This is a genomic window from Amphibacillus sediminis NBRC 103570, assembly GCF_001552275.1.
Lineage (GTDB): Bacteria > Bacillota > Bacilli > Bacillales > Amphibacillaceae > Amphibacillus_B > Amphibacillus_B sediminis.
The window spans coordinates 14,256-35,906 of sequence record NZ_BCQW01000016.1; the positions used below are offsets into that span (position 1 = coordinate 14,256).

Annotated in this window: 19 protein-coding genes; 4 read left to right on the forward strand and 15 right to left on the reverse strand. The window is 37.4% G+C overall.

What is annotated here, in order from left to right; genetic code table 11:
• Nucleotides 1-493 precede the first annotated feature (493 nt).
• The 6 genes from ASE01S_RS10365 to ASE01S_RS10390 all read right to left on the reverse strand — a co-directional run bounded on the left by ASE01S_RS10365 (nucleotide 494) and on the right by ASE01S_RS10390 (nucleotide 9,050).
• Complete coding sequence (locus tag ASE01S_RS10365) at nucleotides 494-1,132, reverse strand: HAD family hydrolase (protein ID WP_067841799.1); 639 nt, start codon at nucleotides 1,130-1,132, stop codon at nucleotides 494-496.
• Complete coding sequence (locus tag ASE01S_RS10370) at nucleotides 1,125-1,679, reverse strand: DUF1697 domain-containing protein (RefSeq protein ID WP_067841801.1); 555 nt, start codon at nucleotides 1,677-1,679, stop codon at nucleotides 1,125-1,127. Before ASE01S_RS10370 ends, ASE01S_RS10365 begins: the two co-directional genes overlap by 8 nt.
• Nucleotides 1,680-1,818: 139 nt before the next feature.
• Nucleotides 1,819-2,670: a DUF72 domain-containing protein gene (locus tag ASE01S_RS10375; protein WP_067841803.1), complete on the reverse strand. Its 852-nt coding sequence runs from the start codon at nucleotides 2,668-2,670 to the stop codon at nucleotides 1,819-1,821.
• 220 nt (nucleotides 2,671-2,890) lie between these two features.
• The gene (locus ASE01S_RS10380; RefSeq protein ID WP_067841804.1) at nucleotides 2,891-3,811 is read right to left on the reverse strand and encodes a DUF5692 family protein; all 921 of its coding nucleotides are present in this window, start codon (nucleotides 3,809-3,811) and stop codon (nucleotides 2,891-2,893) included.
• A gap of 25 nt (nucleotides 3,812-3,836) precedes the next feature.
• Entirely contained in the window at nucleotides 3,837-5,318 is a 1,482-nt protein-coding gene (locus ASE01S_RS10385) for a methyl-accepting chemotaxis protein (RefSeq protein ID WP_067841806.1), read from the reverse strand.
• Nucleotides 5,319-5,633: 315 nt separating this feature from the next.
• On the reverse strand, nucleotides 5,634-9,050 hold the full coding sequence (locus ASE01S_RS10390; RefSeq protein ID WP_067841808.1) for a glycoside hydrolase family 2 TIM barrel-domain containing protein: 3,417 nt from the start codon (nucleotides 9,048-9,050) through the stop codon (nucleotides 5,634-5,636).
• A 593-nt stretch (nucleotides 9,051-9,643) separates the two neighbouring features.
• Between ASE01S_RS10390 and ASE01S_RS10395 the strand changes: the two genes are divergently transcribed.
• From ASE01S_RS10395 to ASE01S_RS10410, 4 genes are read left to right on the forward strand one after another with little or no spacing between them, the layout of a single operon-like run.
• A complete protein-coding gene (locus ASE01S_RS10395; protein WP_245630360.1) occupies nucleotides 9,644-10,558 on the forward strand; it encodes a helix-turn-helix domain-containing protein in 915 nt (304 codons plus the stop codon).
• Between the two features lie 20 nt (nucleotides 10,559-10,578).
• Nucleotides 10,579-11,505, forward strand: a complete 927-nt coding sequence (locus ASE01S_RS10400; protein ID WP_067841810.1) for an FAD:protein FMN transferase — start codon at nucleotides 10,579-10,581, stop codon at nucleotides 11,503-11,505.
• A 19-nt stretch (nucleotides 11,506-11,524) separates the two neighbouring features.
• Nucleotides 11,525-12,133 (forward strand): NADPH-dependent FMN reductase, encoded by a 609-nt coding sequence (locus ASE01S_RS10405; RefSeq protein WP_067841902.1) that lies wholly within the window; start codon nucleotides 11,525-11,527, stop codon nucleotides 12,131-12,133.
• Between the two features lie 13 nt (nucleotides 12,134-12,146).
• Nucleotides 12,147-13,337, forward strand: a complete 1,191-nt coding sequence (locus ASE01S_RS10410; protein WP_067841812.1) for an NAD(P)H-dependent oxidoreductase — start codon at nucleotides 12,147-12,149, stop codon at nucleotides 13,335-13,337.
• 445 nt (nucleotides 13,338-13,782) lie between these two features.
• Here the strand turns inward: ASE01S_RS10410 and ASE01S_RS10415 are convergent, their stop codons facing one another.
• From ASE01S_RS10415 to ASE01S_RS10455, 9 genes are all read right to left on the reverse strand, one after another.
• Nucleotides 13,783-14,634 carry an AraC family transcriptional regulator gene (locus tag ASE01S_RS10415; RefSeq protein WP_067841814.1) on the reverse strand — a complete coding sequence of 284 codons (852 nt, stop codon included), beginning with the start codon at nucleotides 14,632-14,634 and terminating at the stop codon, nucleotides 13,783-13,785.
• 765 nt (nucleotides 14,635-15,399) lie between these two features.
• Nucleotides 15,400-15,834: a VOC family protein gene (locus ASE01S_RS10420; RefSeq protein WP_067841816.1), complete on the reverse strand. Its 435-nt coding sequence runs from the start codon at nucleotides 15,832-15,834 to the stop codon at nucleotides 15,400-15,402.
• Nucleotides 15,835-16,177: 343 nt separating this feature from the next.
• Entirely contained in the window at nucleotides 16,178-16,675 is a 498-nt protein-coding gene (locus ASE01S_RS10425; RefSeq protein ID WP_067841818.1) for a GNAT family N-acetyltransferase, read from the reverse strand.
• A 60-nt stretch (nucleotides 16,676-16,735) separates the two neighbouring features.
• Nucleotides 16,736-17,224 (reverse strand): cupin domain-containing protein, encoded by a 489-nt coding sequence (locus ASE01S_RS10430; RefSeq protein WP_067841904.1) that lies wholly within the window; start codon nucleotides 17,222-17,224, stop codon nucleotides 16,736-16,738.
• A gap of 158 nt (nucleotides 17,225-17,382) precedes the next feature.
• Complete coding sequence (locus ASE01S_RS10435) at nucleotides 17,383-17,919, reverse strand: GNAT family N-acetyltransferase (protein WP_083512102.1); 537 nt, start codon at nucleotides 17,917-17,919, stop codon at nucleotides 17,383-17,385.
• A gap of 554 nt (nucleotides 17,920-18,473) precedes the next feature.
• The gene (locus ASE01S_RS10440; protein ID WP_067841820.1) at nucleotides 18,474-19,409 is read right to left on the reverse strand and encodes an aldo/keto reductase; all 936 of its coding nucleotides are present in this window, start codon (nucleotides 19,407-19,409) and stop codon (nucleotides 18,474-18,476) included.
• A 31-nt stretch (nucleotides 19,410-19,440) separates the two neighbouring features.
• Entirely contained in the window at nucleotides 19,441-19,887 is a 447-nt protein-coding gene (locus ASE01S_RS10445; protein ID WP_083512103.1) for a MerR family transcriptional regulator, read from the reverse strand.
• 571 nt (nucleotides 19,888-20,458) lie between these two features.
• The gene (locus ASE01S_RS10450; RefSeq protein WP_067841822.1) at nucleotides 20,459-21,037 is read right to left on the reverse strand and encodes a hypothetical protein; all 579 of its coding nucleotides are present in this window, start codon (nucleotides 21,035-21,037) and stop codon (nucleotides 20,459-20,461) included.
• Between the two features lie 19 nt (nucleotides 21,038-21,056).
• Entirely contained in the window at nucleotides 21,057-21,608 is a 552-nt protein-coding gene (locus ASE01S_RS10455; RefSeq protein ID WP_067841827.1) for a DUF4269 domain-containing protein, read from the reverse strand.
• Nucleotides 21,609-21,651: the final 43 nt, after the last annotated feature.

Consider the following 21,651-nt stretch of genomic DNA (forward strand, 5'->3'; position numbering starts at 1 on the left):
AATTTCAATTATAGGCTTGTCAAAAGATGTCGTGTTAGAAACTAGCCGATTGAGGTAATACCAGTTGGGGCGAAAAAGCGAACCCTTTTAGAGATGTGAGTTGTGGCAAAGGAGTTGGTGATCATTCAACACTGAAAAAGGAAGGACCACCTCCCTACAAATCTTAAGCAATGGGGATCATTTGAAGAAATGGATATGTCGTCAAGCAAACAGGCTTAATAAGGTTACAAAGGATAGATTGTTCGGAATGTTTTAGATCAAATGAATCTTGGCGTATTCGCGCCCAGATTTTATCGAGCTTCGCTCGATAAAATTCTGTTTGAAAATCTGTGGGAATCGGCCGTAGGCTTTAGCTTGATTCAGCTGGGGTTTGAACTTCCACTGATACATAGTTGCATTTATCTCACCACTTCAGAAGGGAGAGGCTTCTGCTGAATCAAGTTAAAAAATCTAGTTCATTATCACTCTATCTTCCACAATCTATCCCTCTAATTTAAGCATCTATATGTTTAATTAAGTCACTAACTTGCCTACATACAAGATCAGGTTCTCGAACAAAAGCTTCTGATTGATATTCAGGGAGCCATTGTACCCCAACCGTAAAAGTACCTGCTGCTTTTCCTGCTTCAATATCAGCCTCACTATCCCCAACATAGATGGCTTCGCTTGCATCTACGCCTAAGATATTGAGAGCCTTGTAAATGCCTTCTGGATCTGGTTTAGGCATGTTTACATCGTCGCCTGTTATAATTGCTTCAAAATCATAATCTAAATGAAGGGCTTGTAGTGAGATATTGAGACTCCGTCGTGCCTTGCCTGTAACAATAGCTAATTGTATCCCATTATCAGTTAAATAAGTAAGCAGGCTTTGAATGTCTTGATTTGGTGAAACCAACTGATTATGCTGTTCGTGATATTGCTGATAAAATACCTCAATCGCTTCCTCTACCCGACTATCTTGCAAATTCCCCCTAATAATACCTGTCTCAGATGGACCAAACATCTCCCTAACCTCATGATCTGATAACTTGCGATTATCATAGGTTTGGAAAACATGCTGAAAAGCTTTGTAGCAGATCGGCAAAGTATTGGCTAATGTTCCATCAAAATCAAAGATGACTGCTTTAATCATTTAACTCTCCCCTTTCATCCATAAGCTGAAATAATTTTCTTGTCGTATTCACATTTCTAATCGTCATTTTTTTATAGATTGGCGTACCGATTAATTTTGTAAGTCCAGTCTTAGTGACATGATCCTTAGATACTGACCAAAGAAGGGCACCCTCCGTATAGATTACCTGGTCAATAGTAGGCTTAATTTTCAGTTGATCAAGAATAGATCGACTATCAATCTCCTTCCATAAGAACAGGACATCACTTTTGATAATTTTATTGTTTTGCCAGCTCTCCGGTAAACTCGTAATGACTTTTTTCATCTGATCATAATTTCTTAATAACACGTTGATTGGTAAACCAAAATGTTGATTGATCGCCTGTTCAAGAATTGTGACAAGTTCATCCTCATCCATGTTCTCACTCTCAAAAATGACATTCCCAGAATTAATATATGTTGTGACCGCTCGCATTCCTGCCCGTTCAAATACTTCCTTTAATTCTGACATGGCTATTTTGTTTTTACCACCGACATTTATCCCTCTCAACAAAGCTAAGTAAATAATGACGAAGACCTCCTATTTTCAAATAACATTTAACTATACCCGGCCAGAACAGTAATCAGTGCCAAACTCCCGGCTAATATCGAGAAGTATCTCTACCAACCACGCTCGATTAATTTGTCTAAACCTAAGTCTCACAAGGTTAAAATAGACGAAGCTGTTGTGAAGCTAATCCATCGTAGTCTATCCCAAGCATAGCTTGAAGTGTTTTAGCATTGTTAGCAGCATCTCCACCCGAATTGTTATTAAATAAAATATAGAGATGCTTTGAGGCTTGCGCCAATTGTTCGATTCGGTTCTTCCATTCGGCTAATTCGGCATGATTGTACTTATACAAATAGCGAACCTCACGCCAATTTGTTTCTTTATTTTTTGGTCGCACCCAGCCGTACTTGTTCCGGCCATGAAATCGAATTAATGTTTTTTCTGGATCCGTGGTAATCGGTACAATTGGAACAGATCCATCCCCAACTTGTGGTTCATCAACGATTGTATGAATCCAGCCATCCTCCTGCATTAAAGTGAGGGTTTGTTCACGATTAACGGGGTTAAACCATGATCGATTTCGAAATTCTAGAGCAATTGGAATATCGCTCATCTTTTGCGTACAATACTTCAAATAAAGGATGTGCTCTTGCTTATAGTCAAACCAAGGTGGAAATTGAAATAAAACCATGGCTAGTTTGTTCTTGTCAATTATCGGTCCAAGTGAGTCTTTAAAAGCTTCAAACATCTCCGTTTTCGTTTCAAAAGGAAGCTCTTTGCGCTGATGACCGGTCATTCCTTGATACGCTTTAACAACAAATTGGAATTTAGCTGGCGTTTCATTCGCCCACTTTTCCATATTACGCTTAGGCTGCACAGCATAAAAGGAAGCATCGACTTCAACCGTAGGGAAATGGCTACTATATTCAGCCAGCTTATCTTTCGCTTTTAGATCTGGCGGATAGAGCGAATCATGATCACCCCAGCCAGTTACACCAATATAAATCAAGATCTTCACCAATCCTATCTTTATTAACTGACTTTATTCTACCAAATTGAATACGGCACTGTCAGGTTCTACACTTATTTGACTACTGAGGCAGCCTTCAGCTTCGATATTCCCTCTAATCATTCAAATAAGGAATCGTTATACCTAAGTCAAGCGTTGGGAACAAAAAAATAACCATATAAAATCCAAGCTTTTAGTTGAATTTCATATGGTTATGTGATTAGGCACTTATTGTCTTATCCAATTCATCAAACTGATCTCGGTTAGACCAAAGCTCATCCTTTAAAGGATTTAAACGGTATTTAACAATCCGGTACCCCTGCCAAAATGCCATGACGATATTTAATGTTAAGCTTACAATAGCAAGCGTCCAGTTCGCTGCTGGGTTATAGCTAACACTAACATTGAAGCTACTACCTGTGGCAAAGAAATAAGGAAAAGTCATCACCCAAAACATCCAAAATGTCAGGGTATGAGCTCTCGTTTGCATCCATGTGCCTTTTGCCCAAAGTAAAGCTGGAACAGTGGCGGCAATGTTTAGGGCAAAACCTGAATAAAAGGCATTGCCTGGTGCACAGGAATAAACATAGGAAATATTCCATATACCATATGCTATAATCCATAATGGCGTTTGATCCGACCAAATCATATCCCTGCATTTTCCTGATGTAGCATAAATACCAAACCAACCACATATTAATAGCATATTTAATAGACCGGCTACAGCATTCAAGTAGTTCCAACCACCAGAAATATAGTACATCCCATCAACGATCCCCGAGAAACCTTGAACACCTACTTGAAACTCACGAACGACGGCCTCTAAAATATTAATAGCTAAAATCGCTGGAATAAAAATTAAATACCATTTATGATTTTTATAGAAATTTGTATATCGAACAACTAAATATATGATACTTCCTGCAAGTGCTGAATATACCTTTATCCATGTAAACCAAGATGTAATATCATTATCTCGATTGATATACCAAATCGGTGTTAAGACTAGTGGAAGTGCAATAAATAAGAGTCCATTAGCAAATTTACTCCGCCTTATCCACTCGTTTAATCCAATTAATATACTAAACACCAGTAACCAGATCAACACATTGTACCATGGAAAGCTCTCAAAAAAGAACACGCTTCAACACTCCTTATCAGATAGACTAGTTATTATTTTGAATTAACTCAGTTAAGTGATCGGTTAAGTGATCGATTTCAACAACTTGACTATTTAATTGATCAATTCTAGTATTTTGTTCCTCAATATTAGCTAGAACTTCTTCAACGGATGCACTCAATTCCTCTGAAACACTAGAGACAGAATTCACTTCATCCACAACACCTGCAGATGATTGACTAAGAATATCGACCCGTTCAGTTAAAGCTGACGCAAGCTTTTGTAAATCAGAAACAAACTGTTTTATCGAATTAAATGCCTGATTTGTTTCTGTCGTTAACGATTTACTATTATTAAAAACAGTCTCACTCTCTTCAATTCTAGCTGATGCTGAAGCCACCTTATTTTTTATTAAGGTCAGGATTTCATTGATGTCACGTGTTGCCGAAATAGAATGTTCAGCAAGCTTTCTGACCTCTTCGGCTACCACGGCAAAACCTTTACCAGACTCACCAGCTCGAGCGGCTTCAATGGCTGCATTTAACGCTAATAAATTGGTTTGATCAGCAATTTCTGATATAGTTGTTAAAATATCTTCTACCTTCACTGTTGATTGAGTAAGTTCAGCCATCTCTAGCACCGTATTTTTTAAAGTACGGTCTACATGTCCAATTGTCTCAGTTAAATTGTCCACACAAGTCGTTCCGTTATCAACAATGGTCGTTGATTTCTCTGCTTCCTGATACATAGTATGTACTTTTACAGTAATATCTGTAATTTCTTGGTCAACCAAATGAATCGATTCACTCATTGCACCCGCACTATTGGCCTGACTTTCAACACCGCCAGCTATTTCATGGAATGTTGTCGTTAACTCACTTGAATCATTATGCGTCAACTTCATATGCTCAGTTAATTGATCATTAAGGTGTTCTAGCTTTTGAGCCGTTAACTTAACTTCTGTTACCATACCTTCCATGCTCTCTTTTGATGCTATTGCTTCAATAGTTAGCTGTTCAGAACGGTTTAATACGTATTTACCAATTATACTTTGATAAATTAAAAACGTTGTCATTAATATAAACAGAATATTTAACGAAACAAGATGGACATTTGAATAGTCTACGATTGTAACAGCTCCAAAGCGAATGGCAAAATAATTCGTGATCAATAGCCCAAAGAAACCTGACACAATAACATAACGAGAGGTATGGTAAAGTGAAATAATAATCACGCTATAATAGACAAGTAGATAAGTCGTGAAAGCCGGTCTGTTTTCAAGCATAAAGATCGTCATCAAGGCTAAACTGACAATCAATATATACGGAATCCAATTTGTCTTTATCTTCAATCGATTCATTAGGAAAACAATTACAATGGTACTAATTCCGAAGCTTACCCCAATCAGGTTAGTCACAAGGGGAAATCCACCGGCAAACAATATAATGGCAGTTAGAAAAACAGACAGAACATAAAGCTTGATCAACAAGTTGTTTCGATCAGCAAATGAGTATTTTTGCTTAGTCATAATACCCTCCTGATGTTCAAATTTTTTACATACTAATCCGATTTATATATCGACTAGAAGCATTATCAAGTTTAGCGTTATTTTTACTTAAATGTATATATTTAGTGAACATTTTAACCAGGACTTACTTATAGCGTTTAGTTTCTTGGCTATTAGCTACTTAAGATTAACGAAATCCCAAAAACTCACCCTTAATAACAGAAATAGGCTTCTTACCTGTGTAACTAAACACAAGCAAAAAGCCTAGTTCAATCTTGTTTCGCAGTGTAACTGGCTCGATTGGTTCAACTTACCTGTTGGTTCTAAACTAAAGAACTACTCAAACTTGAACCATCCAAAATCAAATTGACTTCCTGGTAAGAAGATAAAGGTAACGGTTTGTTTTCCAACCACACGTTCTAAATTAAACGACCGTTCCTGATAACCTTCAGATTGGGTAAATTCAATTAATTGATTAACTTGACTCTGTCCATTCTCAAAACGAACATGAATGGTATTTTTGTCAATTGGTGAATGACCATAGATAACGAGCTTTGTCATGCCTTGATCACCAAAATCAATGGCTTCAAAGCTTAGAGAAACATTATTACCAATACCTTCTACTGCATGATCGCCAATCATAAAACTATCTCCATAAATGTGATCAGCTTCACTCGCCTTATTTTTAGCAAAAGCACGGTTATATGGTTCAAATGAAAACCCTTTGATATGGATTTTCTTTTCCAATACAAAGGTAATGGTTGTTAAGCCAGTCAATCGTTTAGCTAATTTATACGTTGCCGGCTGATAAACATTCCAAATCGGTTCCTTCTGATATATCACATCAGCTAATAAGATACTTCCTGCTTCACCAGGAATACCTTCCCAAATTTGAATCGGATACTCCTCATTCGACATAGCAAAAATCGGAATCGTGATTAGATCCGACCCAATCGGACCAAAATCAATTTGCTTATATCCAACATGGGTCTCACCATCTCGACTTGTGGCTACACCACGCTCATTACCACTGCCTACTTCTCCTTTACTATAATCATATAAACCTCCTTGAATAAAATCATAAGGGTTTTTATAAGCAACCCCTAAACCATTGGCGCTCATCTCTAGCTCTGATATAAGTTTTATTTTATCGGTACCGTTTTTGCTAGTGCAACGAACCCGAAAACAGCCATCACCGATAGCTCTTACCTTTGCTCGGTGACCATGTCCCTCTATCGAAGCGATATTTGTTTTAATGCCTACATCATTCACAACAGACCATTCTATATCCTGATCGCTTGCGTCTGCTGGATGGAGTTTGACTTGAACCTCCATCTCAGTTAATTCTCGATGAAATAGCTGACCAGTTGGACTTATTATTTCTATTTTTCGCACAGGCTGCTCGCCTTCATATCCGGTCACAGTGGGTACTGTAGCATTCGCTAATAAAGTAGAACAAGCGATAGATTGGTCAGCAGCAGGAGGAATCGCCTCTAACTTTAATTCTGCCGGAACTAATCGAGGTGAGTTTACCATAACATGAATATCTCCTACGACCTCCGTTGCTGCAATGATAGCCATTAACTTACCACTAAATAAGCGTCGACTTGTGCCTTTATATTGATCATAGTCCGTACTATCCCCATTATCTAATCCAACTAAACGCCCCGCTCCAGTAACGGACACTTCTACTCGATTAGTGGCATTTTCTACAGGATGACCCGCTTGATCTACTGCTGTGATTTCAACAAAAATTAAATCCGTCCCGTTTGCTTGTAAGCTATTTTTGTCTGGTCGAGCGACAAGAGCTTTAGCATCACTAAATGAATGCTTTGAATCTGTCGCGATCACTTGATTATCATCATCGTAAGCGATTGCCTTTAACTCTCCTGCTTGATACGGAACTTGCCAGGTCGGAACCAGTTCCTTGCCATGTTGATGATCAATCACCTTAACACCTAGTGATTGCCCATTCAGGAATAACTCTACTTTCGGGGCATTTGTTGCGACTCGAACATCAATGATTTGACCCTCGTTAAAATCCCAGTAAGGAAACAGGTGAATGATTGGTTGCTTACGATAATCAGTCCAAGCGGCTTGATAAATATAATAAGAATCCTTTGGAAATGTCGCGGTATCCAATTGTCCGAAATACGAATTCTTCGTATGGTATGGGGTCGGTTCACCAATATAATCAAATCCAGTCCAAATAAATTGTCCTAATGAGAACGGTGTATCACGTTCAGCTATGATACAGGCCTCGGCCGACTTTGCTCCCCAGCTAGTTGTGCTATTCCCTAACGCAGAGCATTGCTCATCATCGTCAGCTAAAATCGGTTTATTATATGGAAAATGATAAACTCCTCGACTCTGAACAACTGACGCTGTTTCACTACCATAAATAACCCAATCCGGATGTGCTTGATGGTGGGACTGATAATATTTTTCAGCATAGTTATAGCCGGCAACCTTAACAATATCCGCACACTTCTGGGCATTTTCCCATGGCATATAATTAGAGCCAATGGTTACACGTCCGTTATGCTTTGGATCGAATTCATTGACATAGTCCATTAGCATTTGTGTTATGATTTGACCACGTTGATCCGCATGCGTGTCATAAATCTCATTTCCTATACTCCACATAATTAAGCTAGGGTGATTCCGATCACGTTTAATCCAGCTTTTTACATCTCGATAAGCCCATTCCTTAAAGAATCTTGCATAATCATATGATGTTTTTTGACGCTCCCACATATCAAAGGCTTCTGAAACAACGAAAAAGCCCATTTGATCCGCTAACTGCATTAGTTCCTTGGCAGGCATATTATGTGCCGTCCTTATGCCGTTGACACCCATTTCTTTTAAAAGCTTAAGACGACGTACTAAGGCAACTCGATTAAATGCTGCACCAAGAGCGCCTAAATCGTGATGCTCACAAACTCCATTGATTTTTGTTTTTTGACCATTAATCATTAATCCTTGCTTCGGATCCATGTCAACTGTTCTAAAGCCAATTTCTTGTAATTCCAGATCTATTATCTCTTCTGCTTCAACCTGACAAAGCTCCGTACGAAGCTGATAGAGGTTAGGCTGATCAGGACTCCAAAGCTCAGGTTGAACAACTGTTAGCTGTTGACTATTTATCTGTTGATCTGAGTTAGCAGGATTAATTAGATCAGAGGATTTAGCGATGACTTGATCATGACGTAAAAGTAAATGCGTTAATCGGGCCGGTTCGGTCACGTTTAATTCTGTTTCAATCTCAACTCGCCAAACCTTATCTAGCAGTTTGGTCGAGACATAAATGCCATCAGACTCAATATAACTTGTCCCCCTCGTTTTTAACCAAACATGGCGATAGATTCCTGCTCCAGAATACCAACGACTATTAGGACTTTGGTGTACCACTTTAAGAATAATCTCGTTCTCTCCTACTACTAATGCAGGCGTCAAATCATGTTCAAAGGCTGAATATCCATACTTCCATTCCCCAACCAATTGACCATTTACATATAATGTCGAATCCATATACACCCCATCAAATGCTAGTAAAACCTGGGGCGCTTCTCCATTATAAGTAAACGCTTTCTTATACCAGCCGATACTATCCTGATAAAGATTTTGTGTATCATAGATTAGCCAATCATGTGGTATTTCTACAGGTTGAAAATCTAATCCATGATAATCGGTCACTTCTAGCCCTGTTTTAGCAAAAACCCAATCATTATTAAATTTTACTTTTCTATTCATCTAACTCACCTTTTCAAATTTATTTATAATTGACCCTGTTTTAAACGGCTTTGTAATTTATCTTTACACACCAACTTTGTTCAGTCAATGGACTTACTAGTGTTATTTTTAGCAAAACCACTAGTTTTGAATAGGTTTTAAAACGTACTCAAGATCAAATGCGCCAAATCGTATTTGCGTCCAGAATTTTACGAGCAAAGCTCGATAAAATCCGTGGCATCCGCCAGAAGCCTTAAGTTGATTCCCCAAATGGAAGACAAATAGCTCATCTCACCACGTATCAAAGTGTGAGACTTCTTCTTAATGATGTTAAAGTAGGCTATGTCTGATCATTTGATTGATCATGTTGATTTTTCTGGCGACAACAAGTTTTGCTATCTCATGCCGCTTTCTCGACATGAGCTAATTGGTTTAGATCAGATGAGGTGACCTATATCTCCGACCAGAATGTAAAATGTCATGTACATTTAAAGATATTTCACTAAAAATTACTATTATATAATTTTTTATATATCATTTTTTATATATATAATTGACAGAAGTATCCTGGAAGAGTAAAATTCATCATAGAATACTATGTGAAGTAGTTAACAATGTTCCAACATTTTTATGGAGATGAAGAAAAAATGAATATTGAATGCTTTATTGCAGCACGTAAAGCAATGGGTTTTTCTCAGAGCGAACTAGCTGAGGGGATTTGTACACAAGCAACGTTAAGTCGTTTTGAAAATAATGGACAAATTCCAACTCTGAAAATTTTGTTAAAATTATGCAAACGATTGAATATTTCATTAGGTGAATTATTTCCAAAAGTTGCAGTCAAAGATTCAGAAATCACTGAAAAAATGAACCAAGCAGAATTTTTCCTAATTACCAGTGAGTATCAACAGGCCACTGCTTTGCTTAATAGTATCTTGCTTTCAGAAATCGAAGAAGCTGATGTTTTATTGCGGCATCTTTATTTAAAAGGGTTTTTAATGTTCTATCAAAATGCTGCTGTTATGGAAATCATGTTTGTTTTTGACCAAATATTACTTGAAGAAGAAACGAAACAATCCACTATTTTCCGATTATTGGCTTATACCGGAATAGGTATGATTTATTCACGAGAAAAAGATGATGAGAAAGCAGAGTTCTATTTTAATAAAGTATTAGAACAGATTTATTCTTACTCGATTGAGCAAATGGAAGATACGTGGCGGGTACTACATATTGTTTTTCAGTGTGGTGTGTTTTATGCTCACATACGAGAAATAGAAATTAGCAATGCACTATTAAATTACGCTATCAACATATGTGCAGATAATCACATTACGTACTATCTTGCACGTGCAGCGATACAACTCGCTAAAAATGCAATGGTAACTCAAGAAGACACTGACCAAATTTTAGAATTGATTTATGATGCACGAGCCTATTCGAAAATTAATCGCAATGTGATTGGCCTAAAGGAATTAGCGATAATGGAAGCGGAAGTGAAAAATTCTTCTGTACCTCCTACTAATTAAAAGGGGCTGGAACCAAGAAGATGCAACAATGTAGTAAAGTTATTCATTTGATGGGAACGGTTATTCATTTAACCATTGAGCATGATCTGCCGGAACCAATTTTAGCCGAAGCAGTAGCTCGTATACGGCTGTACGAAAAACGATTTAGCGCAAATAATCCCTCTTCTGAATTAATGCTTGTGAATAAAAATGCAGGTCGACAGGCAGTCGCTGTTCATCATGAATTATATAAGCTGATTAAAATAGGTAAACAGCATAGTTGTGACAAGGATAGTCGATTGAATATAGCTATCGGTCCATTAGTACAAAATTGGCGCATTGGGTTTAAAGATGCTAAGGTTCCAAACTATGTAGAGATTCAACGGTTACTAGGCAAAACGAACCCCGAAGATATTCTATTAGATGAGAAGCGTCAGACCGTTTATTTAAAGGAATCTGGAATGGCAATTGATTTAGGCGCATTAGCGAAAGGGTATTTTGCAGATTTACTAATTGACTATTTTAAAGACGTACAAGTCCGTTCTGCTCTAATTAACTTAGGTGGAAATTTAGTCGTTTTCGGTTCATCTCCAAATCGTCAAGAAGGGTTTTGGAAAATTGGAATTCAAGATCCATTATCACCACGTAATCAATTTATCCTTACCTTAAAATTGTCAGAACGTTCGGTTGTCACGTCAGGGATTTATGAACGTCATTTTGAGAAAGAAAACAAGTTCTATCATCATATTTTAGATCCTAATACTGGATATCCAGCTGAAACGGATGTTGCAAGCTTAACGATTGTTTCTAAACAATCTTTAGATGGTGAGATTTGGACAACACGGTTATTTGGCAAGCAAGCCAATGAAATTCTTCGTCAATTAGAAAAGCTGGAGGAAATTGACGGGGTTATTATTAAACAAAATAAAGATATTCTTTATTCAAAAGGTATTAAAAAATATTTATAAGATGGAAGGAAGTTATCGTATGGTGAGATTAATTGGTCTTGTCGGCACAAATTCAGATCAATCTACAAATCGTCAGTTGCTAAAATTTATGAAGAAACATTTTGTAAGTCAAGCAGAAATTGAAATTGTTGAAATTAAGGATCTTCCAATCTTCAATAAACCTGAAGAAATCAAAGTTCCTGAAAGCGTTCAAACGATTGCTGATAAAATTGAAGCTGCTGAAGGTGTTATCATAAGTACACCAGAATATGATCATGCAGTACCTGCTTCATTAATAAACACGCTAAACTGGTTGTCGTATGGTATTTACCCGTTTGTTGATAAACCAGTCATGATAACGGGTGCCTCCTATGGAACCTTGGGCTCTTCTCGTGCACAAATGCATTTAAGACAAATTTTAGATGCTCCTGAATTAAAAGCACGCATTATGCCAAGTTCAGAATTTTTATTGAGTCATTCTCTACAAGCTTTTGACGAAGATAATCAGTTAAAAGATTCTGAGCAAATTCAACAATTAGAAGGTTTGTTCAAAGACTTCCTAATTTTCATTGACATAATGAAGCATTTAAACCATGCACATGAAAGTAACAAAAAAGTAGCAGAAAACTTCTCTTGGGAAGAAGCATAAAGGAGAGAGTACAATGAAATTAGTTGGTATCGTAGGATCAAATGCAGATATATCTTATAATCGTAAACTATTAACGTACATCCAAAAACACTTTGGTCAATTATTCGATTTAGAAATTTTAGAAATTAAAGACATTCCTTTATTTAATCAAAGCGATGACCAGACCTACAGTGCACCTATTCAAAAATTAAACAACAAGATTTTGCAAGCAGACGGTGTGATTATAGCCACACCAGAACACAATCATACAATTCCTGCAGCGCTAAAAAGTGTCTTAGAATGGTTATCTTTTAATATTCACCCGTTAGAAAATAAACCTGTTATGATCGTAGGGGCTTCATATTATGACCAAGGTTCATCTCGGGCGCAATTACATTTACGTCAAATTTTAGATGCACCAGGAGTAAATGCCATTGTGATGCCGGGCAATGAATTCTTATTAGGTAAGGTAAAAGAAGCCTTTGATGAAAATGATGATTTGAAAGATCAACGTACGATTGACTTTTTAGAAAGCATTTTGAAAAAATTCATTAAATTCATTGATGTTGTCACAGTTTTACAAGGTCCTAAACCAGTAGCTGAGCCAGAGGACTTGTTTGCAACAGGTAAAATTGATACGACAATTGATGGCTTAGATATGTCTGCAGAAGATTGGGTAGAGCAAGCAGCTGAAATCATTGATGCAGCAGAAGGCCAAGATTATGTAAAATTAAACAGAGGAATTTTAACTGTCGACCAGTTGAATCACTTCTTGGCTTCGATGCCCATGGAATTAACTTTTGTAGATAGTAATAATCAATTTTTATATTATAACTTTACCTCGTCAGCAGAAGAAATGTTGGCGCCACGAACACCTGATCAAGTGGGAAATCCATTAGCAAATTGTCACCCAGAAAGGGTGTATAAGAGTGTAGAATGGGTCATTCAACAATTACGTTCAGGTGCAACGGATGTAGTTCGTGTTCATGTACCTACACATGGTCCAGATAAATATGTTGTACATAATTATACAGCTATACATGATGAAGAAGGGAACTATGTTGGTATTAATGAATATGTTTGTGACTTAAAACCAACAATTGACTGGTATTTAAAACAAACAGGGCAAGCATTGATTGGTGATGCGGATGCCGTTTCTAGTGCTAGTGTCAAGGACCACACAGATGATGTAGACGCTGTTTCCGGTGCATCTGAATCATCTTAGCTCAACGATAGAGAAACTAAATCTGAATGGTTTAGTTTTTCTATTATCCATTTAAAAATTTGGCCAATCATTCAGAAAATGTGCCAATGGAGAGAGTATGATCAATCGGAGAAATGAAGCTTTTGCAGATCAAAAACAGAGTAAGTTAAGAGGATTATGACGCAATAGATGTTAAAGGCTTTTATCGATAGAAAAAACTGAGGAAATGAGGAAATATAGTGGGATATACTTACCTGGTATAATTGATCTTATTAAAGAAACGCCTAGACAAGAAAGTAATGTGATATATGTGCCTAGAATATTAATATTCTAGGCACATATCACTTCGAGTGAACACTTCGCTTTCCACAGGCATGGCTTCATCTAATTTTGCGAAAAAAATCATTTCACAAAGTGGACTTTCTGTTGATTTCGTTAGAGCTGAACCTCCATCATTTAATCTAGTCTATTGCTTACACCATGTTTTTTGACGTTTGCTAACAGGAACCCATATTTCTGTGTGATTTTGCTTACTAACCATGATTTCTGGTCCCTCTTGATATTGATAATCAGACGTTGGAAACCATTCTGAATAAATTCGCCCCCAAACCTCTTCTACCTCTGGCCAACTCCCTTCTACTGAAAAGATTGCCCAAGTCAACTTGGGGATCATAAGTTCAGCTAAATCATTAACCCTAGCATGTGTTGTTGCGGCCCCAATATAATAATCTAATTCTTCTTGACTGCTTGAAAGATTTGTACACACATGAAGCACACCTTTTGGATCACAGTTAGACAATAGCTCTAGCTGATCAAAATCTCCCTCCTTTTCACTAATAAAATTGATGATATCATCGCTTTCTCCCGATGGTATTAATGTAACTCTCTTCTTGTAACCTAAGATCTTAAATGCATCGTGTTCTGTAATTCGGTACTGCATTTCAACGCCTCCTCTAATCGTTAGTTGGAAGGTCATTTTAGGATACGCCTTTAACCCAAGTGTCGAGCTTTGAACCTCAGAAGGCTTGACTCCATGAAATTTGGAAAAAGCACGGCTGAAAGCATCTGGAGATTGGTATCCATACTCAAGCGCCACATCGATGACTCGTTGGCCACCCTGTAGATCAAATGCAGCCATGGTTAATCGCCTTCTTCGAATATACTCTGATAAAGTTATACCTGCTAAAAAAGAAAACATCCGTTGGAAATGATACGAAGAGCAATAGGCGATTCTTGCTATTTCCTTCATATCCAACTCTTCAGTTAAGTGCTCTTCAATATAATCAATAGCTCGATTTAATTGGATTAACATCTCCATTTGATCCCCTCCTTCTCAATTAGATTAACAAAGCTATTCATGCAGAACCCGACTTTTTCTGCACCAATTTGCAAGTCGATACATCTATCTTCCAGTATTTATTTTATCATTAACGTTCACCTATTTTTTTATAAAGTCCGTTAATTAGTCACTCCGATAATGATTTAGCTTCGATCATCGTATCAGCCTTGCTGGCTTTCAAAGTGAAAAGAGCTACATATAGAAATAAAGACAAAACCAATATCGTTAATACACCGACGATTATGACTAATCTGATTGAGGTAAATTGTGTCACTAGTCCCATTACTCCAGTAAAAGCTATAATCAACAAGGCCTCAATTAAACGATAGACACTGCTAATTCACCCCATATGCTCGACCGGAATATAGTCTTGATAAAAGGTTAGAAAACCTGTATTAGCAAAGGCTAGAAAAAAGAAAGTAGGAAGAAGCCTACTCCAGCCCATTTCAGTGAACTAATGGAGATGAGTTAGGATAATGTAAAAAAGAGCTTTAAACTATTGAATATCTGTTCAAAAGTTCAAGCTCTTTTACAAATTAGGTTAGCTAGAAGGACGAAAACCAAATGCACAATGACTCTTTGCGCCAGATTTTTACCGAATTTGCTCGATAAAAATCACTGAGAATCTATTGTATCTGCCGGTGGCTTTAACTTGATTCAGCTGGGGTTGAACCCCACTTTAATGGAAGACAGATAGGCATTCACCCACCACTAATAAAAGTGGAAGACTTCTGCAGATTGAAATTAAAAACCTTCCTTAATATCATCCTCAGGATCCCATTGCGACCAAGCCGCTTCAAGATAATTACCTTGATTATCTCTAAAATAGAAATACTTGGCCTCACCATTCCCTAACTGCTGAAGTGGTTCAACCTCAATACCGGCTTCTTTTAAGGTCGTATATGTATATTCAATATCTGGGCAATTCAGCGCTAATATTGGATATTCGTCACCATTTCGCTGCAATACTATCGGGGCCTTATCCTTTGTTTCGATAAGCACAAGCGCAATTGCATGTTGATGTGGATAGTGTAAAATGGCAATAAGTGAGCCTCTATCTTCAAACTTATTGATTAGCTTCAGACCCAAATTCGTTGTATAGAAAGCAATTGAACCTTCTATGTCAGTTGTCGGTAAATAGGCATAACCAACTCTTGTAAATAAAAATGGTTTCGTCATGATAGCGAGATCGACTCCTTCTTATTTATTCTAATTATAAATTCAAATGCGCCATGGCGTATTTGCGGCCAAGATTTCACCGAGTTCGTTCGATAAAATTTCGCTAAAAATCTGTGGTAAGGCTTTAACTTGATTCAACTGGGGGTTAAGATTCACTGAAAGGAAGACAAATATCCATCCATCACATATAGAAGCGGGAGACTTCCTGTGATTAAATTAAATTTTCTTGATCATCTTGAACAGACTAAATAATCAATGTTATCTAAATGCCGCTACTTCCTGCTCATCTAAATATTTATTTCTTTTTAACATAAAACTTATCACTTAGATACACGATCCTTCCTTAGATCGTTTGATATGTTAAAATTTCACCAGGTAAACCATCAATCTCACATACTTTAGCAGTGACAAACCCTAACTTTGTTAATATTTTTTTTGAAGGTACATTATTCGGATCAATAATAGCTGTTACTGTCTTTAAACGTGGAAGTGTTTTTGCCTTATTGATAAGAAGCTCAGCAATCGATGTTCCAAAGCCTTTTCCCCAGTATTCCGGTAACAGCATATAACCAAGCTCAGCTTCTGTCGCATCATGATTCTTTACTTCTAATTTGGCGAAGCCGATATAGGTATGGGTATCTTTAGTAAATACCTTATAGCTACCAAATTTTTGATAACGGTCATTATCCGTTAATATCGATTGAAAGTTATCCATTGCCTCTTCAATAGGAATCGCCCGTTCTGTAATCATTGCCATCACAGCTTCATTGCCAACCAATTGATAATATAGATCAAAATCCTGCTCTTGATATTTTTCAAAGGTTAAATTCACCTCTTGCATCTCATCACCTCGTCAATTAGTGGTACAAGGGGGAACCTTTCCCCCTTTTAAATCCGCTCCTTAATGCTCCTCTTCCATCGCTTCTTGCTTCGTTTTGTGAATCGTACCGAATGGATGATGTGGTGGGGCATAAATTGAATACAGCTTTAAAGGTACATGACCCATATTAATGACATTGTGCCACGTACCCGCTGGAATTATAATGGCATAATCTTCATTTGCATGCTGATTAATCGTTAATTGATTCGGTTTATCACCCATTTGAACTAGTGCTTGCCCCTGTTCAATACGCAAAAATTGATCTGTATCTGGATGAATCTCGAGCCCAATATCATCACCAATATCAATATGCATGAGTGTTACTTGTAAATGCTCACCTGTCCATAAGGCGGTACGAAAAAACTTATTCTCCTTTGCTGCTTCATGAATATTAACAACAGAAGGCTTTGAACCATGATCGATTGGCTGCTGGTTACGGTTAGGATGAGCCAAATCATGAACATGTATAACAGGATAGGCATAATAATAAGGATATCCCATAAAATACATCAACATCTATCCCTTCTCTAAAGATAGGATAGCATATGCTAATTTTACAAGAAGGTGTTGTAAAGGTTTGTATAAGTTACTTTTCCTTATGTCGTCGTGTTTAGGCAGCCCTTCAGCTGCATTGATAATTTTTAATTATTTACCTTCCTATAATCATTCTAATTGAAGTGATTATATTCAGATTGTAGTAAACCCATTTGGAGGATATCATGCCAGCTCCCTTTACGAAACAACGCTTGACGACTTACGCCTTCCTGTTGAAAGCCGAGTCTTTGGTAAAGCCGGATAGCTTTCTCATTAAAAGCAAATACTTGTAAATAGAGTCGGTGTAAGTTCAATTCGTTAAAAGCATAATTTAATAACATTTTCAGCGCCTCACTGGCATAGCCTTTACCCCAAAACTCCTTTTCACCAATATCAATAATAAGCTCAGCATTTCTATTTTTAAAATCAAGGTTAGCTAGCGAAGTAATTCCTATCGGCTGATTATGTTTTCGTTCAATAATCATATAGCTCTTAGTTGAATGATTGTTTAGAATAACTTGCTCGACAAATGATTCGGTCTGATCAAAGCTGTAGTTATCTAGTGCAGGATTTGTGGACACCATTACTTGATGATCATTGCGCCATTTATGGTAGCTGACTATATCATCAGGGACCATTTTTCTGAGACTAATTCGATCAGTTTGAAACACGTTAATTCGTTCCTTTCTTTATCCTTTTACTGAGCATACCTAAGTCAATCTCAGTTGGCAAGCAAAATGACCGTGGGCTCGTCCAGCTATCTGGAAAATCAAATGCGGTGGCACACTTTGCCCAGATTTTATCGCAGTGTAACTGGCTGGGGGCTGCGATTACTCGCCCCATCGAAGGGCTTTTGTAAGCCTTCCCCTTCAAGAAATAAGGAAACATGTCATGTCTAAGTGGGGAATCCAACAGCCATTTACGGCCCGATTGGTTCAACTAACGTTCAGTGGGGGAGAGGAAGCTGACTAAGTTCGCGGCACGTCTGCAAGAGCACATCCTATGCGTCGAAACCCCACTGAACGAAGTTTCACTTTATCGAGCTATTTCCGCTGAGTATTTGGCGCATTCACGGATGCTTTAGCTTTATTCTGCCGGAGTTGTACCCTTGGCTGAGTGGAAGACAAATAGCCATTCATCTCACCACTTATAGAAGGGGGCCTTCTGCAAAATGAAGTTAAATAATTGGGCTTTCCTTATGAATGATACTAAATTAAGACACCCCTTAGCTAGCACCAAGTCGCTTCAATTGATCATGATTTAGTCTTACGTCAAGTGATGCTAGATTCTCTGCTAATTGTTCCGGTTTACTAGCAGAGATAAGCGGTAAAGCTGATAACGGTTTTTGTCGCATCCAAGCTAAAACGACTTGATTTTCAGATACCGATAATTCTTCAGCTACTTGCTTTAATGTAGTCATTCTTTCAATCGAAGTCTTATTTTGATATTTCTCAGGAATTTCTGATCGGGAATACGCTCCTTTTAATAAGGCGGTATAGGCAAGTACAGTGGTTTGGTTGTCATGACAATATTCAAGCAGTTCTTGATCTGCAACAACTTGAATCCCATAATCCGCATCTCGATTAGCCTTTAAATAGGTGTAGCGCTGTTGAATACAGCAATAAGCCGCCCAATCATGGGTCTGACTGATCTGATGCGCCTGTCTCAGTCGATCGACTTGATAATTACTACACCCAATTGCTCTTACCTTTCCTTCCTTGACAAAGCGATTAAGTGTTTCAAGTGTCTCCTCGATAGCCACGTCCTTGTCATCAAAATGAGCATAATATAAATCAATGTAGTCGGTCTGGAGTCTTTGTAGACTTTGATCTAAAGCAGCTTGTAACGCCTTAGCACTTAAACCTTCTTTTTCTCCCGTTTTCATTGGGTTGGCTCCCGCTTTCGTTGCCAAAATAACATCTGATCGATTTCCACGTTTTTTTAGCCAAGATCCGAGTAATTGTTCACTTTCGCCTCCTACCCCACCTTGATGCCAAAAGGCATAATTATTAGCCGTATCTAAAAAATTTCCACCGGCATCATAATACTGATCAATAAGCCGATAAGCCATCTCTGTATCAACCCGTGTCCCAAAGTTCATACAGCCTAATGCCAGTGAACTGACCTTTATCTTACTGGTTCCTAATTGTACAAACTCCATTAAGACAACACTCCTTTTCCATGTCAGATTACTATTCGTTTAATGTCTGATTTCTTTTCTGAATATAGGCATCCATCTTAGCATGAGCCGACACTTGATCCTGAGCAGCTAGTTTTTGCTTTGCGCTTTTCTCTTGGTAGCATTTCAGTTTCCAATCAATGATAGCCAAATGATCATCAATTTTTTGCTTTTGCTGGTTTAGGATTTCCTTTTGCATGAGCATAATCGCTGCTCGCTCAGAAATAGTTGAGGCTCCCTGCTCACACAGTTGGGCATAATGCTTAATATACTTGATTGACATACCAGCTGCTCGCATACAGCGAATCAGTACAAGCCATTCAAGATCTGTTTCACTATATTGACGCGAACCATTCCGATCACGCTTAATCTTGGGTAGTAGTCCCTCCTTTTCATAATATCTTAGAGTATGCATAGATATGTTATATTTTTCTGTTACTTCTTTTGTCGACAAGCTCATGTTTTACCCTCCTCTCTGGAAACATCATAATGTATAGAGTACACTCTATAGCAAGACTTGTTCAGTTATATTCAGTTAAGTATAAGCTCAAGACAATCTATTAAATCAACACCAACTATCTTGAGTTGAATGTTTGTCATATATCCTATAGGTCGAAGACGCCAAGCATCTGAGATTAAAGCAAGGTGTAATACTGATAATCTCTTATGTAATACGCTTACATATTAGTTTAGCAGAAAATGCTATCTTAATAGCTATTTTATAAATATTGACAAGTTTTTTTATGTTATATTTTAACAGTACAACTGATCCATTGAAATCCCTCTAAAAAGGGCTCACCAACAAAAAAAGTAGCAGTCGATGCTATTTAATAGTCTAGTAGGCTCAATAACTATAGAAACTGGTATCGACAAGCTATTCATATGGATTTAGTATAGGGCAAATATATGATTGAAGTTAAATTTCTAACATGAGCCTTGCGCATATGTCTGTAATCGGTAGTGTATACAATGACTTTGAGTCAACAATGAGGTTAAAACTTACCATTGCTGTTAGCCAGTCAACGCTAAAATCATTGCGTTAGTAACTCTTCTTTGGTTTGATTGTGTATCGCTAAAACCCGATCGTCAACGGTTATAACAATAAAACTATTTCTTTTCTTTTTTGGTAGCGATACAACCATTTCACCTTGGTCAAGTTTAAAGTTCAAAACAATTTGTTCTTTTGTCTGCTGAAATAGATTTAAATAATAGTGCTTGATTAACACATGGCTAGGTGCAATCCCCTTTAGCTGCAGCTGATTGTCTATCAAAAATTCAAAAGATAACGATTTTACAATGACATCATGACTAGCTAGCTTAATTTGATCGACGATTAAACTCGGGATTGATGCCATCCATTGAACCAACTTAATTTGGGGATTCTGATAGTTAAATTTATCTTGAAGTATCTGCAGATCGGTTTCAGCCAGGCCTTGATCAAATACGATCAGATCGTATTGACTCGCATCATGTGCTAGAATAATTTCATCGACTTTTCTTACTGCAGTTGTATAATTTGATTGAAAGCCATCTTGATTTAATAGCTCGCCAATCTTTATCAACAATTTTTTTCTGGCACCAATTAAAAGCACCCGTTTTCCTTGATACATTATGTTCGCTCCTAATCTTTTATATTAAATGATTATTTTTTCCATATTGTAATAGCAGTTGAAATGGATCATTACCTAATAAGCCTAAAACTTGGCAAAAGGCGGCCTCTGTATTGTAGCCTTGCTGCTTCAGATCCACTATACTTTGACGTCGTTTCGGATCTTGATCTAATAACTTAGCTTCAATAACCATATGTAAATATGCATTTTGTTGGTCAACAGGTTGATTTTGTCCAAATAGTTCAAATGCAAATCCATGATAATTAAAGTTTGTTTTTGTTACTATATCACCGTTTAAAAGATAGCTTTTAATCCTAAATTCTTTCATCTGGCTGTATAACGTGACCAACTTTGCTTCAAAAGTAGTAAAGGCGGATACCTCCATAATGATATCTAAATCTGAGTACGGTAGATCAATTTGAAGGGGTATGGTTCCACATAGAATTGGTGAATACTCACTTAAGTCCAACATCACACCCAATTCAGATATGACATGGAAGGCTTCTTGTTGCCTTAGGTTACCATCTCTCAAATAATCGATTGTTAAAAATTGTTTAGCTAAATCACTCATTTAAAATAATATTCCCCTTACTTAACAGAATCACGACATTCAG